The following is an 18593-nucleotide window of genomic DNA, read 5'->3' as shown; positions in this document are numbered from 1 at the left end:
TGTCCGTGCCCCGGCGACGTGCGGGACTCACCCGTACGGACGAAACGCTGCGCGATGCGGAGCGACCGGTACGCCGCTGCGCGGCCCCGGACCGCGGACCGGGTAGGGTCTAGCGCCGTGCCCGGCAATCCACGACCCCGCACCAATCGTCCGATTCCGTTCGCGGAGCTCGCCGCGTCGCTGGCGGTGCCGCCACCGACCGCCGCAGCCCCGCTGATCAGCGGAATCACCCACGCCAGCGGCGATGTCCGGCCCGGTGACCTGTACGCCGCGCTGCCCGGAGCCCGCCGGCACGGCGCCGAGTTCGTCGCCGACGCCGGTGCCCGCGGCGCGGTGGCCGTGCTCACCGATCCGGCCGGCGCCCCGGCGGCTGCCGAAGCCGGGCTACCCGCCCTGGTGGTTCCCGAGCCGAGGGCCGTGCTGGGCCGGGTTGCAGCAGTGGTCTACGGCGAGCCGACTCGGGACCTGGCCATGGTCGGGTTGACCGGTACCGCCGGCAAGACCTCCACCGCGTACCTGGTCGAGTCGGGGCTGCGGGCCGCCGGCCAGTCGACCGGGCTGATCGGCACGGTCGAGACCCGCCTCGGCGACCTGATCGTGCCCAGCGTACGGACCACGCCCGAGGCGACCGACCTGCACGCGATGCTGGCCGTGGCCCGTGAGCATGGCGTAGCCAGCGTGGTCATGGAGGTGTCGAGCCACGCGTTGGCGCTGGACCGGGTCGGTGGCGTGCGGTTCGCGGTCGGCGGTTACACCAACTTCGGGTCGGACCACCTCGACTTCCACGCCGACGCCGCCGACTACTTCGCCGCCAAGGCCCGGCTCTTCGACGGCCGCTGCGCGGTCGAGGTGCTCAACCACGACGACCCGGCCCTGGAGCCGCTGCGTCGTCCGCACACGGTCACCTATTCGGCCGCCGGGGACGCCGCCGCCACCTGGCGGGCCGCGGCGGTCAGCGACGACGGCTACCGGCAACACTTCATCGCCCTGGGCCCGGACGGGATCTGCCTCGAGGCCGCCGTCGGACTGCCGGGGCGGCACAACGTGGCGAACGCGCTGCTGGCCATCGCGACCCTGGTCGCGCTCGGCGTCGACCCGGCAACGGCCGTCGCTGCAGTGGCCGACTGTCCCGGCGTACCGGGCCGGCTGGAACAGGTCGCCGCTCCTGGGCCGGTGCTCGGCGTGGTGGACTACGCGCACAAACCGGACGCTATCGTCGCCGTGCTGACCGCGCTGCGCGGCCTGGCCGACTCGCGGCGGGGCCGGCTGATCTGCGTGATCGGGGCCGGTGGCGACCGGGACCGGGGCAAACGTCCGACGATGGGCGCCGCCGCCGCCCGCGGTGCCGATCTGGTGATCGTCACCGACGACAACCCGCGGACCGAGGATCCGGCGGCGATCCGGGCCGAGGTACGCCACGGGGCCGACGGCGTCGCCGGTGCCGAGGTGGTGGAGGTCGCCGGCCGGCGGGCGGCGATCGACGAGGCGGTCCGGCTGGCCGGGCCCACCGACGTGGTCGCGCTGCTCGGCAAGGGCCACGAGCAGGGACAGGAGATCGACGGCGACGTGCAGCCGTTCGACGACCGGGTGGAGCTCGCGGCGTCGCTGACCGCCCGGTTCCCGGCACTGGTGAGGCAGGCATGATCACGATGACGCTGGCCGAGGTGGCCGAGGCGGTCGGTGGGCGGCTGCGGGACGCCGACCCGGCCAGCCGGGTCACCGGCGGGGTGGAGTTCGACTCCCGCAAGATCGGGCCCGGCGGGTTGTTCGTCGCCTTCGCCGGCGAGCGGGTCGACGGGCACGACTTCGCCGGCGCGGCGCTCGCCGCCGGAGCCGTCGCGGTGCTCGGCACCCGCCCGGTCGCCACCGCCGGCGGTGCCGCCCCGGTGCCGATGGTGCTCGTCGACGACCCGCTCGACGCGATGGCCCGGTTGGCCCGGACGGTCCTGGACCGGCTGCCCCAGCTGACCGTGATCGGCCTGACCGGATCGTCCGGTAAAACCACGACCAAGGACCTGATCGCGCAGCTTGCCGCCGGGCTCGGCCCGACGGTGGCGCCGGCCGGCTCGTTCAACAACGAGCTCGGTCAGCCGTACACCGTGCTGCAGGCCGACGTCGAGACCCGGTTTCTGGTGCTGGAGATGGGTGCCCGGGGAATCGGCCACATTCGGCATCTGTGCGAGATCGCGCCGCCCCGGATCGGTGTGGTGATCAATGTCGGGGTCGCGCACATCGGGGAGTTCGGTTCGGTCGACGCCATCGCCACCGCCAAGGGCGAACTGGTCGAGGCGTTGCCGGCCGACGGCGTCGCGGTGCTCAACGCCGACGACCCCCGGGTGCGGCGGATGGCTGACCGCACCGCTGGGCGGGTGGTGCTGGCCGGGGAGGATCCCGCGGCGACGGTGCGTGCCGAGAAGGTCGCAGTGGACGCCCGGGGACGTGCCGCGTACCAGCTGGTCACCCCGGCCGGGTCGGCGCCGGTACGGCTCGCGGTCAGCGGCCGGCATCAGGTCGGTAACAGCCTGCTCGCCGCGGCCGTGGCGATCGAGCTGGGGCTGACCGACCCGGCGGAGCTGGCGGCCGGGCTAGGCCGGCTCCGGCTGGTCTCGACCCGTCGGATGGACGTGATCGACCGGACGGACGGGATCACCGTGATCGACGATTCCTACAACGCCAACCCCGCCTCCGCAGCGGCGGCGTTGCGGGCGTTGGTCGATCTCGGCTCGGGGCGACGGACCTTCGCGGTGCTTGGTTACATGGCCGAGCTCGGCGAGTACGAGGAGCAGGGGCACGCCGAGGTCGGCAGGTTGGCCGCCGAGCTCGGCGTGCACCGGGTGCTGGTGGTGGGTGAACAGGCCGCGCCGATCCGGCAGGCGGCGGCGGCGGTTGCGACGTGGGAAGGGGAGTCGGTGCTGGTCACCGATCAACAGGCGGCGATCGACCTGCTCCGGCGGGAGCTCACCGACGGGGACGTGGTGCTGGTGAAGGGCTCGCGGTACCGCACCTGGGAGGTCGCCGACGCGCTGCGCGACGGATCGGCCGCCGAGGGTACGCCGGTCACCGGGGCAGGGGAGGCGACGGCGTGAGAGCGGTCATCGTCGCGGCGGCCGTGGCCTTCCTGGTGTCGCTGTTCGGCACCCCGGTGGCGATCAAGGTCTTCACGCGGCTCAAGGCCGGCCAGCCGATCCGGGCCGAGGGCCCGGTCATGCACCAGGGCAAGAAGGGCACGCCGACGATGGGCGGCGTGGTCTTCATCGTGGCGACGGTGATCGCGTATGTCGCCGGTCACCTCGCCCTGACCACCCTGCCGGCCCAGCAGATCGCCCAGGTCGGACCGACCATCACCGCGCTCGTCCTGCTCGGCCTGCTGGTCTTCTCCGGGGCGGTCGGCTTCGTCGACGACTTCCTCAAGGTCCGCAAGCGCAACAGCGCCGGGCTGAACAAACGGGGCAAGCTACTCGGTCAGATCCTGGTCGGCGCGGTGTTCGGGGTGATCGCGCTGTACTTCCCGAGCACGATGGTGGACTCCACCGGCGACGCGACCAACACCGAGACGGTCGGCAGCACCACGCTGTCGTTCATCCGCGACATCGACGCCCTCGACGTCGGTAAGGCCGCGTCGGTGGTCATCTTCATCCTGGTGGTGATGGCCACGACCAACGGCGTCAACCTGACCGACGGTCTGGACGGTCTGGCCACCGGCGCGTCGGTGATGGTGCTCGCCACCTACGCGTTGATCGCCTTCTGGCAGTACCGGCACTGGTGCGCCGACCCGAACTACACGGCCGAGTACTGCTACCAGGTGCGCGACCCGTTGGAAATCGCGCTGATCGCTGGGGCGGCCGCCGGGGCATGTGTCGGTTTCCTCTGGTGGAACACCTCGCCGGCGCGGATCTTCATGGGCGACACCGGCGCGCTCGGGCTGGGCGGGCTGATCGCCGGGATGGCGATGGCCACCCGGACCATGCTGCTGCTGCTGATCATCGGTGGGCTCTTCGTCATCATCACCATGTCGGTGGTGATCCAGATCATCTCGTTCCGCACCACCGGCAAACGGGTGTTCCGGATGTCGCCTCTGCAGCACCACTTCGAACTGGCCGGGTGGAGCGAGGTCAACATCGTCGTCCGTTTCTGGATCATCGCCGGGATCGGCGTGGCGATCGGTCTCGGCCTGTTCTACAGCGAGTTTCTCGCGGTGATGGGCTAGCCCGGACCAGCCCGCGCCCGCTGCGGCGACCGGCCCGACACGCCGGTGTGGTGTCGATGCCCGGCCGCCGGGGGCGGCAGCGCTGATGATGGACCGATGGCGACGACAGGTGGCGGCCCGGATGGGCGCTGACCCGGGCCGGCCCGTCACGGATCGGCCTGTCACTGCCGCAGACCGGCCTGCCCCGGATCGCCCGGCTCCGGGGCAGCCTGTCCCAGATCGGCACGGCCCCACCGCCCGGCTGGATCCGATCGGCGGACTGGCCGCGTTGCGTGGTCTGCTGGCCCGGCCGCTCGCCTCGTACTATCTGCTGATCTTCAGCAGCGGGCTGCTGCTGATGATCGGCCTGACCATGGTCTTCTCCGCGACCAGCATCAAGGCGTACATCGACGACGGCAGCGCGTTCAGCGTGCTGAGCCGACAGGCGACCTTCGCGGTGATCGGCCTGGTCGCGTTCTGGATCTGTCAGCGGCTGCCGGCGGCGACGTTCCGTGCCCTGGGCATCGTGGTGCTCGGCGTGGCGGTCGCCCTGCTGTTGCTGCTCAACGGGCTGCTGCTGGTGTCCACGCTGGCGGGCTGGCAGGCCGCCCGGGTCGGTCCGGTCGAGGCGGAGCTGCTCTGGCTCTACTTCGGTTCCTTTCAGCTGCAACCCTCCGAGCTGGCCAAGCTCGGCCTGGTGCTGTGGGGCGCCGACGTCATCGCCCGCAAAGGTGCCGAGCTGGGCCACTGGCGGGAGCTGGCAATTCCGCTGTTCCCCGCCGTCGGCCTGCTGTTCCTCCTGGTCGGCTACAACGACCTGGGCACCATGCTGTGCATCCTGGCCCTGGTCGTCGGGCTGCTCTGGGCAGCCGGCGTACCGCTGCGGATCTTCGCCACGTTGGGCGCGGTCGGTCTGGTCGGCATCGGCCTGCTGATCGCCGCCGCCTGGCAGGGCGCCGGTTCCGGCGCCCAGGACGCGGACAACTACCGGTTGGCCCGGCTGACGTCGTTCTTCACCCCTCCGGACCAGTGCGTCGACGACTGTTACCAGGCGTTGCAGGCGAGGTACGCGATCGCCAACGGGGGATGGTTCGGTGAAGGGCTCGGCTCCAGCCGGTTGAAGTGGGGCTACCTGCCGCAGGCCGAGGACGACTTCATCTTCGCCATCGTCGCCGAGGAACTCGGGGTGGTCGGCTGCGTCGTGGTGCTGGCCCTGTTCGCGGTCCTCGCGTACACCGCGTTGCGGATCGCCCGTCGGGTGGCCGACCCGTTCCGGCGACTCGCCGCCGCAGCGGCGGCCAGCTGGCTGATCAGCCAGGCGGTGATCAACATTTCCGGGGTGATCGGGCTGCTGCCGATCACCGGTATTCCGCTGCCGTTCATCTCCGCCGGTGGCAGTGCGCTGGTGGTGACGCTCGCCGCGATCGGCATGCTGGCGTCGTTCGCCCGGGCCGAGCCCGACGCCGCCCGGGCGCTCAACGCCCGTCCGCCGGCCCGCTGGGTGCGACTGGTCTGGGCCCCGCTGCCGCCGATGCCCCGCCCGCGCCACCCGGCCAAGCCGCGGATGACCGGCGTCGGACCGAAACCGGCCGGCTCCGGGCAGCCGGGCGGTCGCGGTGCGTCGGGGTCGGGGTCAGGCGGCCAGGGCGGGTCAACGCCGCCCCGTGTACCGAGGCGACGGGACGGGCGTTAACGTACCCCCGCGAAGCGCGCATCCGGGCCGACGGGCCCCGTACGCAACCGCCCGGCGTGCCGCGTACGCCGTCGGCGGTCCGCCGGGCCCGCCGCGCGGCCACCGAGTCGAGCGAGAGGAGATGCTGATGGGTCCGCTGCGATCGGTGGTGCTGGCAGGTGGGGGGACCGGTGGGCACATCTACCCGTTGTTGGCGTTCGCCGACTGTCTGCGCCGGCACGACCCGAGCGTGCAGATCACCTGTCTCGGTACCCCGAAAGGGCTAGAAAACGAGCTGATTCCGCCGAAAGGGTACGATCTGCGGTTGATCCCCGCACATCAGCTGCCCCGGTCGGTCAACATGGACCTTGTGCGTACGCCAGACCGGATGTTCAAGGCCGCCCGCGCCGCCGGCAAGGTCATCGACGAGGTGCGGGCCGACGTGGTGGTGGGCTTCGGCGGGTACGTGTCCGTACCGGCCTACCTGGCGGCGTGGCGTCGCGAGATGCCGATCGTGGTGCACGAGGTGAACGTGCCGCCGGGCGTGGCCAACCGGATGGGCATGAAGTTCACCAAGCACGTCGCGGTGGGCTTCCCACACCAGCCGGTCCAGGCCGAGTCGCTGCGCGACGCCCGGGTGGTCGGGGTGCCGCTGCGCCGGTCCATCACCGGGCTGGACCGGGTGGCCGCCCGGGAGGCCGCCCGAGCGCACTTCGGGCTGCGCCCGGATCTGCCGACGGTCTTCGTCTCCGGTGGCTCCCAGGGCGCCCGGTCGATCAACCTGGCGGTCTCCGGGGCGGCCAAGGAACTGGCCCGGGCCGGCGTCCAGGTGCTGCACGCGATCGGTGCCCGCAACGAGGCGGTCTCGGTGCCGAGTGATCTGCCGGTGCCGTACGTGACCCTGCCGTACCTGTCGGAGATGGAGCTCGGGTACGCCGCAGCCGACCTGATGGTCTGCCGGGGGGGCGCGATGACCTGCGCCGAGGTCGCCGCGATCGGATTGCCCGCGGTCTACGTTCCCTATCCGCACAGTAACCAGGAGCAGAAGCGCAACGCGCTGCCGGTGGTCGAGGCCGGCGGTGGTCTGCTCGTCGACGACGCCGAACTGACCCCGGCCTGGGTGGAGCAGGTCGTGGTCCCGTTGGCCCGCGACCCGCAGCGGCTGGCTGCGATGGGCTCGGCAGCGGCCGGGTACGGTCGCCGCGACGGCGACGAGGCGCTGCTCGACTTCGTCTACGAGGCGGTGTCCCGATGACCCGCACGGGAAGGTGACCACGTGAACATCACCGAGTTCGCCCCCACCGGCACGCTCACCGCCGAGGAGCTGGGGACCGTACACCTGATCGGTATCGGCGGGGTCGGGATGAGCGGCCTGGCCCGCCTGCTGCTGACCCGGGGGATCCCGGTGACCGGCAGCGAGCTGCGGGACTGGCCGTCGCTGGCGGTGCTGCGGGCACTCGGCGGCACCATCCACATGAGCCATGAGGAGGCCAACCTCGACGGGGTGGACACGGTGGTCTACTCCACCGCCATCCCGGCCGACCACGTGGAGCTGGCCGCCGCCCGTCGGCGTGGGCTGCGGGTGCTGCACCGGTCGGAGGCCCTAGCGGCGGCGATGACCGGTCGGCGGACCATCGCGGTCGCCGGCACCCACGGCAAGACCACGACCACCTCGATGGTGACCCTGACCCTGCAACGGGCCGGCGAGGACCCGTCGTTCGTCATCGGTGGCGAGATCTCCGAGGTCGGTTCGAACGCCCACCACGGTACGGGCGAGTACTTCGTCGTCGAGGCCGACGAGAGTGACCGTTCGTTCCTGCTCTACCGCCCGTTCGTGTCGATCATCACCAACATCGACGCCGACCACCTGAACACGTACGGTGACCTGGCCGGGCTCGCCGCTGGTTTCGCCGAGTTCGCCGGGCTGACCGATCCGGACGGGTTCGTGGTGACCTGCGCGGACAACCCCGGAACCCGGCAGTTGACCGAGGCGCTGCGCGACGAGGGCCGGACCGTCCACACCTACGGCGAGTCCGCCGACGCCGATCTTCGGCTGACCGAGATCACGTCGTCCGCGGCCGGGGTCCGCTACCTGGCCACCCTGGACGGCGCGCCGCTCGGTGAGATCGCCCTGCCGGTACCCGGCCGGCATCTCGGGCTCAACAGCGCCGCCTCGGTGCTCACCGCGCTGCGCCTCGGGCTGCCGTTGAGTGACGCGGTCGCCGCGCTGGGCGCGTTCCCCGGGGTTCGTCGCCGGTTCGAACGCAAGGGCTCGGCCGGCGGCGTCACCGTCTACGACGAGTACGCCTACCATCCGACGTCGATGACCGCGGCGCTGCACACCATGCGGGAGGTCGCCGGTGCCGGTCGGCTGGTGGTGGTGTTCCAGCCCTACCGGGTCTACCGCACCCGGGACCTGCAGGCCGAGTTGGCCGCCGCCCTGGCGATCGCCGACGAGGTGATCGTGATGGAGGTGTTCGGGCCGGGTGAGCTGCGGGAGCCGGGTGAGGGCGGGGTGGCGCTGACGGCGGACGTCCCGTTGCCGGACGATCGTAAGGTGTTCGTACCGTCCTGGGAGGATGTCCCACCGGAGGTGGTCCGCCGCTGCCGGCCGGGTGACCTGGTGGTCACGATGGGCGCTCCACCGATCTCGTTGCTGGGTGACGAACTGCTGTCCGCGCTCGCCGGTCCGGCGGCCGACGCCGGATGACCCCGGCTGGTCGCTCGCCGCGGCCCGGCTCGGGTCGGACCGGTTCCAGCCGCTCCGGCACCGGTCGGGTGGGTTCCGGTCGGGTGGGCGATGTCCGGCCGGCAGGTCGGACCGGTCGTGCCGGGGTGCCCGCCGCCCGGTCCGGGCCGGCGGGAGCGGACACCGGGCACACCCGGCGCCAGCCGGGCGGCGCGGACGGGTCCACCGGCCGCTGGCGGCTGGTCCGGGCGAGCCGGGAGGCGGTGCCGCCGTCGGTCCGGCGGTTCATGCGCCGGGCCCGGCGACGACGGCTGCGGGCCGCGCTGCCCTGGGCGGTGGCCGGCTGCCTGGCGGCCCTGGCCGCGGTCGGCTGGTGGGTGGTCTCGGCGACCTCGGTGTTCGGCGTGGACCAGGTCCGGGTCGCGGGGGCGGCGCTGGTGACCGAGTCGGAGGTACGGCAGGCCGCGCAGATTCCACAGGGGACCCCACTGGCCCGGGTGGATCTGGCCGCGGTGGCCGGCCGGGTCTCCGGCCTGGCCGCGGTGGAGCGGGCGGTGGCGAGCCGGGACTGGCCGGGTACGGTGGTGATCACCGTGGTGGAGCGGGTGCCGGCCGCCGTGGTGCCCCAGGACGACGCGTTCGTGGTGGTCGACGGGGCCGGGGTGGCCTTCCGGACACTGGCCACGCGCCCGGACGACCTGGCGGTCGTCCGGCTGGAGACGGCCGAGTTCGACCAGGCGCTGGTCCGCGACGCGGTCGTGGTGCTCGACTCGCTGACCGCCCAGCTGCGCGAGGTACTGGAGGAGATGGTGGTCAGTGGCCCGGCCGGGATCGAGCTGCGGCTCGCCGACGACCGGGTGGTGATCTGGGGTGACGCCACGGAGAACGCGGTCAAGGCCCGGGTCGCCGACGCGTTGCTGGTCCAGGACGGCAGCGTGATCGACGTCAGTGCCCCGGATGTGGTGACCATCCGCTGATCCGGCATGTCGTCTGGGTGATTTCAGGACGGCTCGGTGTAGAAGGTACATTACGGTCTGCCGAGACTGGCTCGGCCCGGCGCGGCCCGCGACACGCCCAGCATGGTCCTTGGATCACGCGGTACGTGCGCATACGTTGCCCGGAGAGGTTCAGTGGTTGACATAACCCTAAGCCTCTAGTAGAGGGTGAGGGTTCGTCCCGCTCTCGTGTACCGACGGGTCTGTCCTCCGTGGTCCCAGTGGGCCGGGTCAGGCCGGCGCCCGCCACTCTCGAAGGGAAGGCACCCCGATGACACCTCCGCACAACTACCTGGCGGTCATCAAGGTCGTCGGCATCGGCGGAGGCGGAGTCAACGCCGTCAACCGGATGATCGAGGTTGGCCTCAAGGGCGTCGAGTTCATCGCGATCAACACCGACGCCCAGGCGTTGCTGATGAGCGACGCCGACGTCAAGCTCGACGTCGGCCGGGAGCTGACCCGGGGGCTCGGTGCCGGGGCGAACCCGGACGTCGGCAAGAACGCCGCCGAGGACCACCGCGACGAGATCGAGGAGGTGCTCAAGGGCGCCGACATGGTCTTCGTCACCTGCGGTGAGGGCGGCGGTACCGGCACCGGCGGGGCGCCGGTGGTGGCCAACATCGCCCGCAAGCTCGGCGCTCTGACGATCGGTGTGGTCACCCGGCCGTTCTCCTTCGAGGGCAAGCGACGCCAGGTGCAGGCCGAGGCCGGCATCGAGGAGCTGCGTAACCAGTGCGACACGCTGATCGTCATCCCGAACGATCGGCTGCTGGCCCTCGGTGACCGGGGGATCAGCATGATGGACGCCTTCCGGCAGGCCGACCAGGTGCTGCTCTCCGGTGTCCAGGGCATCACCGACCTGATCACCACGCCCGGCCTGATCAACCTGGACTTCGCCGACGTCAAGAGCGTGATGAGCGGGGCCGGCAGCGCGCTGATGGGGATCGGCAGTGCCCGGGGCGAGAACCGGGCGGTCGAGGCGGCCGAGGCGGCGATCTCCAGCCCACTGCTGGAGCAGAGCATGGACGGTGCCCGGGGGGTGCTGCTCTCCATCGCCGGTGGCTCCGATCTCGGCCTATTCGAGATCAACGACGCGGCGCAACTGGTCACCGACGCGGCGCACGCCGACGCCAACATCATCTTCGGGGCGGTTATCGACGACGCGTTGGGCGACGAGGTGCGGGTCACCGTCATCGCGGCCGGCTTCGACGGTGGGGCTCCCGCGTACAAGCCGGCCGAGGGTCCGCGTAAGGTCCCGGCGGCACCGGTGTCGCCGGCCGCGCCGACCAGCCCGGCTGTCGCCCCGGCGCCTCAGACGCCGACCCAGCAGACCCGCCGGGTGCTCTTCGACGACGTCGACGTCCCGGACTTTCTCAAGAACGGCTCATGACGGTCGACACCGAACGACGACGTGCGGAACTGGCCGACCGGCTGACCGCCGTACGGTCCCGGCTTGCCGCCGCCACGGCGGCGGCGGGTCGGTCGGCGGACAGCGTCACGCTGATCGCGGTGACCAAGACCTATCCAGCCGCCGACGTGCGGCTGCTGGCCGAGCTCGGGGTCACCGACGTCGGCGAGAACCGGGACCAGGAGGCGGCGGCCAAGGTCGCCGAGCTGGCTGCGGGTCCGTCCGGTGGGCCGGGACTGCGCTGGCACTTCGTCGGCCAGTTGCAGCGCAACAAGTGCCGGTCGGTGGTGGGCTACGCGGACCTGGTGCACTCGGTGGACCGGGTGCCCCTGGCCCGCGCCCTGGCCGCCGCCGCCAGTGGGCGTGGCCGGGCGCTCGACGTGCTGGTCCAGGTCAGTCTGGACGGCGTGACGGGGCGTGGTGGCGCGGTGCCGGACTCGGCGGATGCGGTGACCGGCTTCTGGCCGGTGGTCGAGTGCGTCCTGGGCAAGTCCGATCTGCGACTCGCCGGGGTGATGGCAGTGGCTCCGCTCGACCAGTCGCCGGAGCCGGCGTTTGCCCGGCTGGCGGAGGTGTCTGCCCAGCTCAGAGCCGCCGCGCCGGAGGCCTGGATGGTCTCTGCCGGGATGAGCGCCGACCTGGAGGCGGCGGTGGACGCCGGCGCGACACATGTCCGTGTCGGAAGTGCGTTGCTCGGAAAGCGCCCAACGCTACGGTAGCCTGGCGGCGGATACCAAACTACATCAGTGTTGTTTGAGCCGGACTCCCCGTCGTCGGGGGTCGACGTCCGTGACCGCGCACCGGTCATGGCGGGGAGCCGGCTCGGACCGGTGGGCACTGCAGTGTTCACGCGCGACAGTGGCACGGCGGGGGCGCGTGCCGCACGGCGGACGGAGGGGCGCGGCATGGGTGCACTGCGCAAAGCGGGGGTTTGGCTAGGCCTGGTCGAGGAGGACGACGACCAGGGCTACGACGACGGCTACGACAAGGGTAGCTACCGAGAGTCGCGCTATCGTGACAGTAGGTATGCTGACGAGTTCGCTGACGACGAGGAGCCGGACGACCCGCCACCACGCGCGCGGCCACCGGTGGAGCGGCTGCGGCCGTCGGAGCGGCTGCAGGCCCGGGCCGCCGAGCGGGAGCACCGGGCCGCCGAGCGGGAGCACCGGGGTCCGGATCCGGACCGGGGCGAGCGCGCCAGTGTGCGATCGATCACCCGGGCCGGTGCCGAGGCTGCGTCGGCCAGCTACCCGACCAGGGACAACCTGGCTCTGGCGCCGCAGCCTGCGGTGCGGGAGCGGATGGTCGTCGCCGAGGAGGAGCAGCGGTACCAGATCACCACGCTGCACCCGACCACCTACCGGGAGGCCCGGACGATCGGGGAGCACTTCCGCGACGGCACGCCGGTGATCATCAACCTCACCGAGATGGATGAGGCAGACGCCCGCCGTCTGGTTGATTTCGCTGCCGGTCTGGCGTTCGGTCTGCGCGGTACGATCGAACGCGTCACCAACCGGGTGTTTCTGCTCTCACCGGCCAACGTCCAGGTCACCGCGGAGGACAAGGCCAAGATAGCCGAGGGTGGATTTTTCAGCCTGGGCTAGCCCTGACCTGAGGATCTCGCCTGCCGTGTTGTCGATCTTGTTCCAAGTCCTGTATCTGCTGTTGTATGTCTTTCTGCTCACCCTGTTGGCGAGGTTTGTCCTGAGCGCGGTGCTTCAGTACGGTCGACGCTGGCAACCCGGTCGGGGTGCCGCAGCCGGATTGGAATCGGTGTGGAGCGTCACTGATCCCCCCCTTAAGGCGTTGAGGCGGGTGATCCCACCACTGCGAATTGGTACCGTGAGCTTCGACCTGGCCTCCCTTGTGCTCCTGGTTATCCTGTTCGTGCTGATCACGTTCGTGGTGGAGCCGCTGATCAGGGCAACCAACTGACCGGCGCGCTACGCGGCCGCAACTGACCCGAGGAGTTTCGATGCCGCTAACCCCGGCCGACGTCCACAACGTCGCCTTCAAAAAGCCTCCGATCGGCAAGCGGGGGTACGACGAGGAGGAGGTCGACGCCTTCCTGGACGAGGTCGAGCGTGAGCTCGCCCGTCTGATCGAGGAGAACAACGAGCTACGCGCCCAGGTGGAGCGCGGCGGCCGTGGCGGGCCGGCGGGCCCGGGCGCCGACCCGCGTCTCGCGGCGGAGCTCAACGACATGAAGGCCCAGCTCGACCGCGTACAGCGGGACAAGGCCGCCGCCGAGCAGGCCGCCCGTGCCATGCAGGCCGAGCTGGAGCAGGTCAGGTCGGCCGGTGGCCCGGCCGTCGGTGGCGGCGGCGACGGCGAGCAGCAGGCGCTGCGGGTGCTGATGATGGCCCAGCGGACGGCGGACGACCACGTCTCCGACGCCCGCCGGGAAGCGGACAAGCTGCTTACCGACGCCCGCACCAAGGCCGAGGAGGTCACCCGCGAGGCGCGGGCCAAGGCCGACGCGCTGGAGCGGGACGCGCGACAGCGCCACCAGGAGGCGATGGGTGGCCTGGACGCCAAGCGCACCGCGCTGCAGAAGCACATCGAGGAGCTCAAGCAGTTCGAGCGGGAGTACCGCACCCGGCTCAAGGCGTACCTGGAGAGCCAGCTGCGCGACCTGGACGGTCGCGGGCAGGGCCTCGAGGCCGAGATGGGGCGGGTCGAGGGCGGTCGCTCCGCTTCGGGCGGTGGTGGTCTGGCGACCGCCGGCCTGGCCAGCTCCTACGGCGGTGGCCGGTCCGGTGCGCTGGAGGCCGGCCGCTGAGGCCGAGCCTCTCGCGGGGGGTACGTCAGCAACGATGCGGCGGGGGTGAGCCGTGATAGTGGCAAGTCTGGTGCTCATCCTCGTCGCCGTCACCCTGCTTGTGCTCGGCCTGGCGAGCGGGTCCAGCCTGCTGCTGGTCGGCTCGATCGTCGCCAGTCTGCTCGCGGCGGTTGCTCTCGTGGTCGGTGCCAGGCAGGCCGCTGCGGCCCGAGCAGGGGACGGACGCGTCGGCTCGGTCGACCCGGAGCCGCTGTCCCGTCCGGAGTTCGGCGTTGACTCCGATCCGGTACAGGGGGCCGGTCAATGGTCATCCGCCGCGCCGGTCGGTCGGCAGCCGACCGATCCGGCCGATGACCATCTCGGCGGCGGGGCGGCCGACGACGGCCCGCCCGACGAGCCAGCGGTCGAGGAGACGGGTGAGACCGATCACGCCCGGCTCGCCGGGCTCGATGCCGAAGTGATCGTGGTCGACGGACGGCCTCGTTACCACCTGGCGAGCTGCCTGTATCTGGTGGCCAGGGACGGTGAGCCGCTGCCGGTGCGCGAGGCCCTGGAGCTCGGATTCACGCCTTGTGGGCTCTGCCAGCCGAACCGGACCCTGCTGGCCGAGTCCGGCCGCGTCTGAACAGGCGGCGTTCGGTTCATGTCCCGTTCGAGCAGCCGCCGGCCCACCCGGCCGGCCGCCGGTGCCGGCGGGCGTCCGGAGACCGACCTGGTGGTCGCCGTCCGGGTCAAGCCCGGCGCCTCCCGGGCCCGGATCGGTGGTTGCCACCCCGGCTCACAGGGACCAGCGCTGGTCGTCGCGGTCACTGCCCCGGCGGTGGACGGTCGTGCGACGGAGGCGGCCCGGCATGCGCTCGCGGCTGCGCTCGAGGTGCCTACCCGGCGGATCACGCTACGGGCGGGTGCCGCCAGTCGGGACAAGCTGTTCAAGGTGGACACCGTGACCGCCGACGAGGCTGAGGTGCTGGACGCTCGGCTGCGACGTCTGCGGGACGGCTGAAGACGTCTGCGGGACGGATGAAACGGCCGAGCGCCGACACCTCGACCACGTCGCGCGCTTCCTCGATGAGGCCCGGCGAATGTCCTTCTTGGGTGATATGCCGGCCTGTGCCCCGCCACCGTCCCCTGCCGCTCAAGCTGGCCAGTCAAATCGGTGCATCACCGGACGAAAGCTGTGCCATTGTTGTCGGATGTCTTCACGTTCCGTATCCTTGCGAATCTCCGGAGTGTGCAACGGACCCGTTGTACGCCCGTTTTGTGCTTTGGGGGCAGCATGGCCGAGCTGACGGAAGCGAGGCGCCGGACGGGTCGGGTGACCCCGTCCACGACGCCGCGCCGCGTACCGTCCGGCCTGCCGACGCCGGAGGATCCCGTACAGGCACTGCCGATCGCCGCGGGTGACGCGGCCGAGGGAGCGACGATGGCGAAGCCAGCCGACACGAAGACCGCCGCCCGCGGACGAGTGGCCCGGGCACCGCGCAGCGCGGCCGAGACCACCAAGATCCAGATTGCCCTGCAGGCCCGTCGGGACGAGTTGCGAGCCGAGTATGATCAGACGCTGAGCGAGATCACCGAGCTGCAGCGGGAACGGCTGACCGACTCGGCCGGCGACGACCAGGCCGACACCGGCACCAAGACGTTCGAGCGGGAGCAGGAGATTTCCCTCGCCAGGAGCATCCTGGACCGCATCAACCAGGTGGAGCGGGCGCTGGAGCGGCTGGACGAGGGCAACTACGGCTGGTGTGAGCGGTGCGGCACGGACATTCCGGTCGAGCGGCTCGCCGCCTTCCCCTCGGCCACCCTCTGCGTGTCCTGCAAGCAGATCGAGGAGCGGCGCTAGCCGGGCGGTGACGGGCCCGACGTGGGCGAGCCGCTCCACTGAGAAGGGAGAGGCGTCTGTCCGCCGACAGCGATCCGCGCCCGGACGTTCCGAACGCCGGTGGCGACGCCCCGCCAGCACCTGGGGGCGATGGCACGCCCGTCACCGGCTCGCCGGTGACGGGCACCGGCCGACGTGCGCTGTGGGTCTTCGCCCTGGTCGCGGCGGCGGCACTGCTCGTCGACCTCGGCGCGAAACAGTGGGCGATCAGCGCCCTCACCGACCGGGAACCGGTCCGCCTGCTGGGTGGTGCCCTCTACCTGACGCTGATCCGCAACAGTGGTGCGGCGTTCAGCCTCGGATCCGACTACACCTGGATATTCCCGCTGGTCACCGTGGCGGTCGTCGGCTGGATCGGCTGGTTGACCAGAGGGCTGCGGTCGCTGCCCTGGGCGGTGGCGCTCGGGCTGATCCTCGGTGGGGCGCTCGGCAACTTCCTGGACCGGATGTTCCGCGCCCCCGGACCCCTCCTCGGCCACGTGGTGGACATGTTCAGCGTCTTCCACCCGTACGGCCAGGTCTTCCCGATCTTCAATGTGGCCGACAGCGCGTTGGTCGTCGGCGTACTCCTCGCCGTACTGCTGGAACTGACCGGCCGACAGCGCGACGGCCGCCGGCTGTCCGGAAAGGTGGACCGTTGACCACACCTGCCCGCCATGGGGAGCGACGGTCGCTGCCGGTGCCCGATGGGCTCGACGGCACCCGGCTCGATCAGGCTGTCTCCCGGCTGTTCGGACTGTCCCGCACCGCGGCCGCCGCGCTGGTGGAGTCCGGCGACGCCGAGGTGGACGGGGTCACCCGGCACAAGTCCGACCGGGTGAGTGCCGGCGCCTGGCTGGAGGTGGTCCTGCCGGCGCCCGTCACGGCTCCGGTGGTGATCGCCCAACCGGTCGACGGACTGCGGGTCGAGTACGCCGACGAGGACATCGTCGTGGTGGACAAGCCGGTGGGCGTGGCGGCGCACCCGAGCCCCGGGTGGACCGGCCCGACCGTGCTGGCCGGTCTGGCGGCGGCCGGTCACACCATCGCGACCAGTGGCGCGGCCGAACGCCAGGGCATCGTGCACCGGCTCGACGTCGGCACCAGCGGCCTGATGGTGGTGGCCAAGAGCGAGCACGCGTACTCGGTGCTCAAACGCGCGTTCAAGGAACGCGAGGTGGACAAGCGCTATCACGCCGTCGTGCAGGGGCACCTCGACCCGCTGCGCGGGACCATCGACGCCCCGATCGACCGCCATCCCACCCACGACTACCGGTGGGCGGTGGTCTCGGGTGGCAAGCCGAGCGTCACCCACTACGAGACGGTCGAGGCCTTCCCTGCCGCCAGTCTGGTCGACATCCGCCTGGAGACCGGCCGTACCCACCAGATCCGGGTGCACTTCTCCGCGCTGCGGCACCCGTGCGTAGGTGACCTGACGTACGGTGCGGATCCGACACTCGCCGTCCGACTCGGACTGACCCGCCAGTGGTTGCATGCCCGTGCGCTCAGTTTCCTACACCCCCGTACGGCGGAGGAAGTTCGCTTCCACAGCGACTACCCTGACGACTTGAAGCGTGCCCTGGCCGTGCTCGGCGATTGAGAGCCGGCGAACACGCGGTCACTCAGCGTCCACCCGCCATCGGGAAAGGGGAGTCGCCCGTGCGTGCCGGCGACCTGTTGCGGCGAATCGACCGACGGCTGCTGCCGGTCCTGGCGGACGCCGCCGTCCGGCTCGCGCAGCGACCGGTCCGTCCCCAGTTGCTCGCCGGGGTGGCCGGGGTGTCGATCAGCGCGGTGCTGGTCGCCGCCGTCTGGGCGGTGGATCACGACGACGGCGCCGTTCGCGCGGTGGACGACGTCGTGCAGGTGGGAGTAGCCGAGGGTGAGTCCATACCGGACTACCTCCGGGCGGTACGCGGCGAGCTGGCCACCTTGCCGGAGGGTCCGGCACCTGCCGGGTCGACCGGCGACAACTACGCCCTGGCAACCTTCAACGGGTATCTGGCACCCGACCGGCTCGCCGCTGTCCTGTCCGGAGTGTCTGCCGTGGAGGTGTACACCCGGGTTCCGCTGGGACGGGAGAAGACCCAGGTGATCCGGATGCCGGCCTTTCAGCTGCCCGAGGACGTGCTGACCGGGATGGAACAGGTCGCCGAGCGCAAGAGCAGGCAGGCGACCGACTACCGACGCCGGGTCGCCGAACTCGGCCGGGCAGCCGATCTTGACCAGTGGCTGGCCTACGACAAGGGCGCCCGGGTGGCCACCGCCGAGGCCGCCGCCTACCGTGACCATTGCGCCTGCGTGTTCGCGGCGGTGGTGCAGGGCGTCCCGGTCGATCTGCGCAGGCTGGCCCGCCTGGCCGAGATCCGGGTCGTCGATCCGGCGCCCGAGGTCCGCCGCCTGGACCGGGCGGTGTTCCTGCCTCCGCTACCTGAGTACGACGAGGTGGTGCCGGTCGGCGACGCCGCGCTCACCAGCAGCGGGTTGCCGTTCGATGTTCCGGCCGCCGAGCCGGGCGGTGCGGCCGACACCAAGGTCGGCGGCGGCCCGACCAGTGTTGCTCCGGCGACCGACGGCGACCCGGACGCGGGGTCAGCTGGGCGGACCAGTTCCGCACCCGACCGTGAGTCCACCCCGGGCAGCGCCGATTCCGCCCCGGACGCCGACGACGGCGGCCGGGACGGTGTCGACACGTCGCCGGTCGGTCCGGGAAACCCGGCAGGTAGGGCTGACCCGTCGCCGGCGGGGTCGGGGCGCCCGACCCCGGCCCCGGCGGGCCGGTCGACCAACGGGCCGGGCCGTCCGGCCGCGACGGCTGGCACGCCGTCCGGCTGTACCCCGTCACCGACCGGCGCGTCGCCGGCCACCGGCGGACCGCCGGTCTGCCCGGGGCACCCCACCGGTGAATCTTGGTAGCGGGCCGGTATCGACCACCGGTGTCCCGGTTCCGTACGCTACCCCCGGTGCCGCCACGCTCCTCGTCGGGTGACGGCTGCGGTG

General features: G+C 71.7%; 18 protein-coding genes. All 18 read left to right on the top strand.

Annotated elements, in window-relative coordinates; genetic code table 11:
- Positions 1–54 precede the first annotated feature (54 nt).
- The 18 genes from O7553_RS16245 to O7553_RS16160 all read left to right on the top strand — a co-directional run bounded on the left by O7553_RS16245 (position 55) and on the right by O7553_RS16160 (position 18509).
- Positions 55–1644 carry a UDP-N-acetylmuramoyl-L-alanyl-D-glutamate--2,6-diaminopimelate ligase gene (locus tag O7553_RS16245; protein WP_281550600.1) on the top strand — a complete coding sequence of 530 codons (1590 nt, stop codon included), beginning with the start codon at positions 55–57 and terminating at the stop codon, positions 1642–1644.
- On the top strand, positions 1641–3086 hold the full coding sequence (murF, locus tag O7553_RS16240; protein WP_281550599.1) for a UDP-N-acetylmuramoyl-tripeptide--D-alanyl-D-alanine ligase: 1446 nt from the start codon (positions 1641–1643) through the stop codon (positions 3084–3086). Before O7553_RS16245 ends, murF begins: the two co-directional genes overlap by 4 nt.
- Positions 3083–4207 (top strand): phospho-N-acetylmuramoyl-pentapeptide-transferase, encoded by a 1125-nt coding sequence (gene mraY, locus O7553_RS16235; protein ID WP_281550598.1) that lies wholly within the window; start codon positions 3083–3085, stop codon positions 4205–4207. The genes murF and mraY overlap by 4 nt, the downstream gene beginning before the upstream one ends.
- Before the next feature lie 241 nt (positions 4208–4448).
- Positions 4449–5879: a putative peptidoglycan glycosyltransferase FtsW gene (locus O7553_RS16230; RefSeq protein ID WP_281555628.1), complete on the top strand. Its 1431-nt coding sequence runs from the start codon at positions 4449–4451 to the stop codon at positions 5877–5879.
- 127 nt (positions 5880–6006) lie between these two features.
- A complete protein-coding gene (gene murG, locus O7553_RS16225) occupies positions 6007–7113 on the top strand; it encodes an undecaprenyldiphospho-muramoylpentapeptide beta-N-acetylglucosaminyltransferase (protein WP_281550597.1) in 1107 nt (368 codons plus the stop codon).
- Between the two features lie 21 nt (positions 7114–7134).
- Positions 7135–8568 (top strand): UDP-N-acetylmuramate--L-alanine ligase, encoded by a 1434-nt coding sequence (gene murC, locus O7553_RS16220; RefSeq protein ID WP_281550596.1) that lies wholly within the window; start codon positions 7135–7137, stop codon positions 8566–8568.
- Positions 8569–8786: 218 nt separating this feature from the next.
- Positions 8787–9524: an FtsQ-type POTRA domain-containing protein gene (locus O7553_RS16215; RefSeq protein WP_348650112.1), complete on the top strand. Its 738-nt coding sequence runs from the start codon at positions 8787–8789 to the stop codon at positions 9522–9524.
- Positions 9525–9813: 289 nt separating this feature from the next.
- A complete protein-coding gene (gene ftsZ / locus O7553_RS16210; RefSeq protein WP_278170190.1) occupies positions 9814–10932 on the top strand; it encodes a cell division protein FtsZ in 1119 nt (372 codons plus the stop codon).
- Positions 10929–11669, top strand: a complete 741-nt coding sequence (locus tag O7553_RS16205) for a YggS family pyridoxal phosphate-dependent enzyme (RefSeq protein WP_281550594.1) — start codon at positions 10929–10931, stop codon at positions 11667–11669. Before ftsZ ends, O7553_RS16205 begins: the two co-directional genes overlap by 4 nt.
- A gap of 186 nt (positions 11670–11855) precedes the next feature.
- On the top strand, positions 11856–12554 hold the full coding sequence (gene sepF, locus O7553_RS16200; RefSeq protein WP_281550593.1) for a cell division protein SepF: 699 nt from the start codon (positions 11856–11858) through the stop codon (positions 12552–12554).
- A gap of 25 nt (positions 12555–12579) precedes the next feature.
- Positions 12580–12885 (top strand): YggT family protein, encoded by a 306-nt coding sequence (locus tag O7553_RS16195; protein WP_123602596.1) that lies wholly within the window; start codon positions 12580–12582, stop codon positions 12883–12885.
- Positions 12886–12925: 40 nt separating this feature from the next.
- Complete coding sequence (locus O7553_RS16190) at positions 12926–13732, top strand: DivIVA domain-containing protein (RefSeq protein ID WP_281550592.1); 807 nt, start codon at positions 12926–12928, stop codon at positions 13730–13732.
- A 52-nt stretch (positions 13733–13784) separates the two neighbouring features.
- Complete coding sequence (locus tag O7553_RS16185) at positions 13785–14357, top strand: hypothetical protein (RefSeq protein ID WP_281550591.1); 573 nt, start codon at positions 13785–13787, stop codon at positions 14355–14357.
- Positions 14358–14375: 18 nt separating this feature from the next.
- Complete coding sequence (locus O7553_RS16180) at positions 14376–14735, top strand: DUF167 domain-containing protein (protein WP_281550590.1); 360 nt, start codon at positions 14376–14378, stop codon at positions 14733–14735.
- 420 nt (positions 14736–15155) lie between these two features.
- Positions 15156–15575 carry a TraR/DksA family transcriptional regulator gene (locus O7553_RS16175; protein WP_281555627.1) on the top strand — a complete coding sequence of 140 codons (420 nt, stop codon included), beginning with the start codon at positions 15156–15158 and terminating at the stop codon, positions 15573–15575.
- A 155-nt stretch (positions 15576–15730) separates the two neighbouring features.
- Complete coding sequence (lspA, locus tag O7553_RS16170; RefSeq protein ID WP_281550589.1) at positions 15731–16255, top strand: signal peptidase II; 525 nt, start codon at positions 15731–15733, stop codon at positions 16253–16255.
- The gene (locus O7553_RS16165) at positions 16252–17193 is read left to right on the top strand and encodes an RluA family pseudouridine synthase (protein ID WP_281550588.1); all 942 of its coding nucleotides are present in this window, start codon (positions 16252–16254) and stop codon (positions 17191–17193) included. Before lspA ends, O7553_RS16165 begins: the two co-directional genes overlap by 4 nt.
- A 59-nt stretch (positions 17194–17252) precedes the next feature.
- Complete coding sequence (locus O7553_RS16160; RefSeq protein WP_281550587.1) at positions 17253–18509, top strand: hypothetical protein; 1257 nt, start codon at positions 17253–17255, stop codon at positions 18507–18509.
- Positions 18510–18593: the final 84 nt, after the last annotated feature.

Source organism: Solwaraspora sp. WMMA2059, assembly GCF_027497315.1.
Lineage (GTDB): Bacteria > Actinomycetota > Actinomycetes > Mycobacteriales > Micromonosporaceae > Micromonospora_E.
This window is presented reverse-complemented; position numbering and strand designations above follow the sequence as displayed.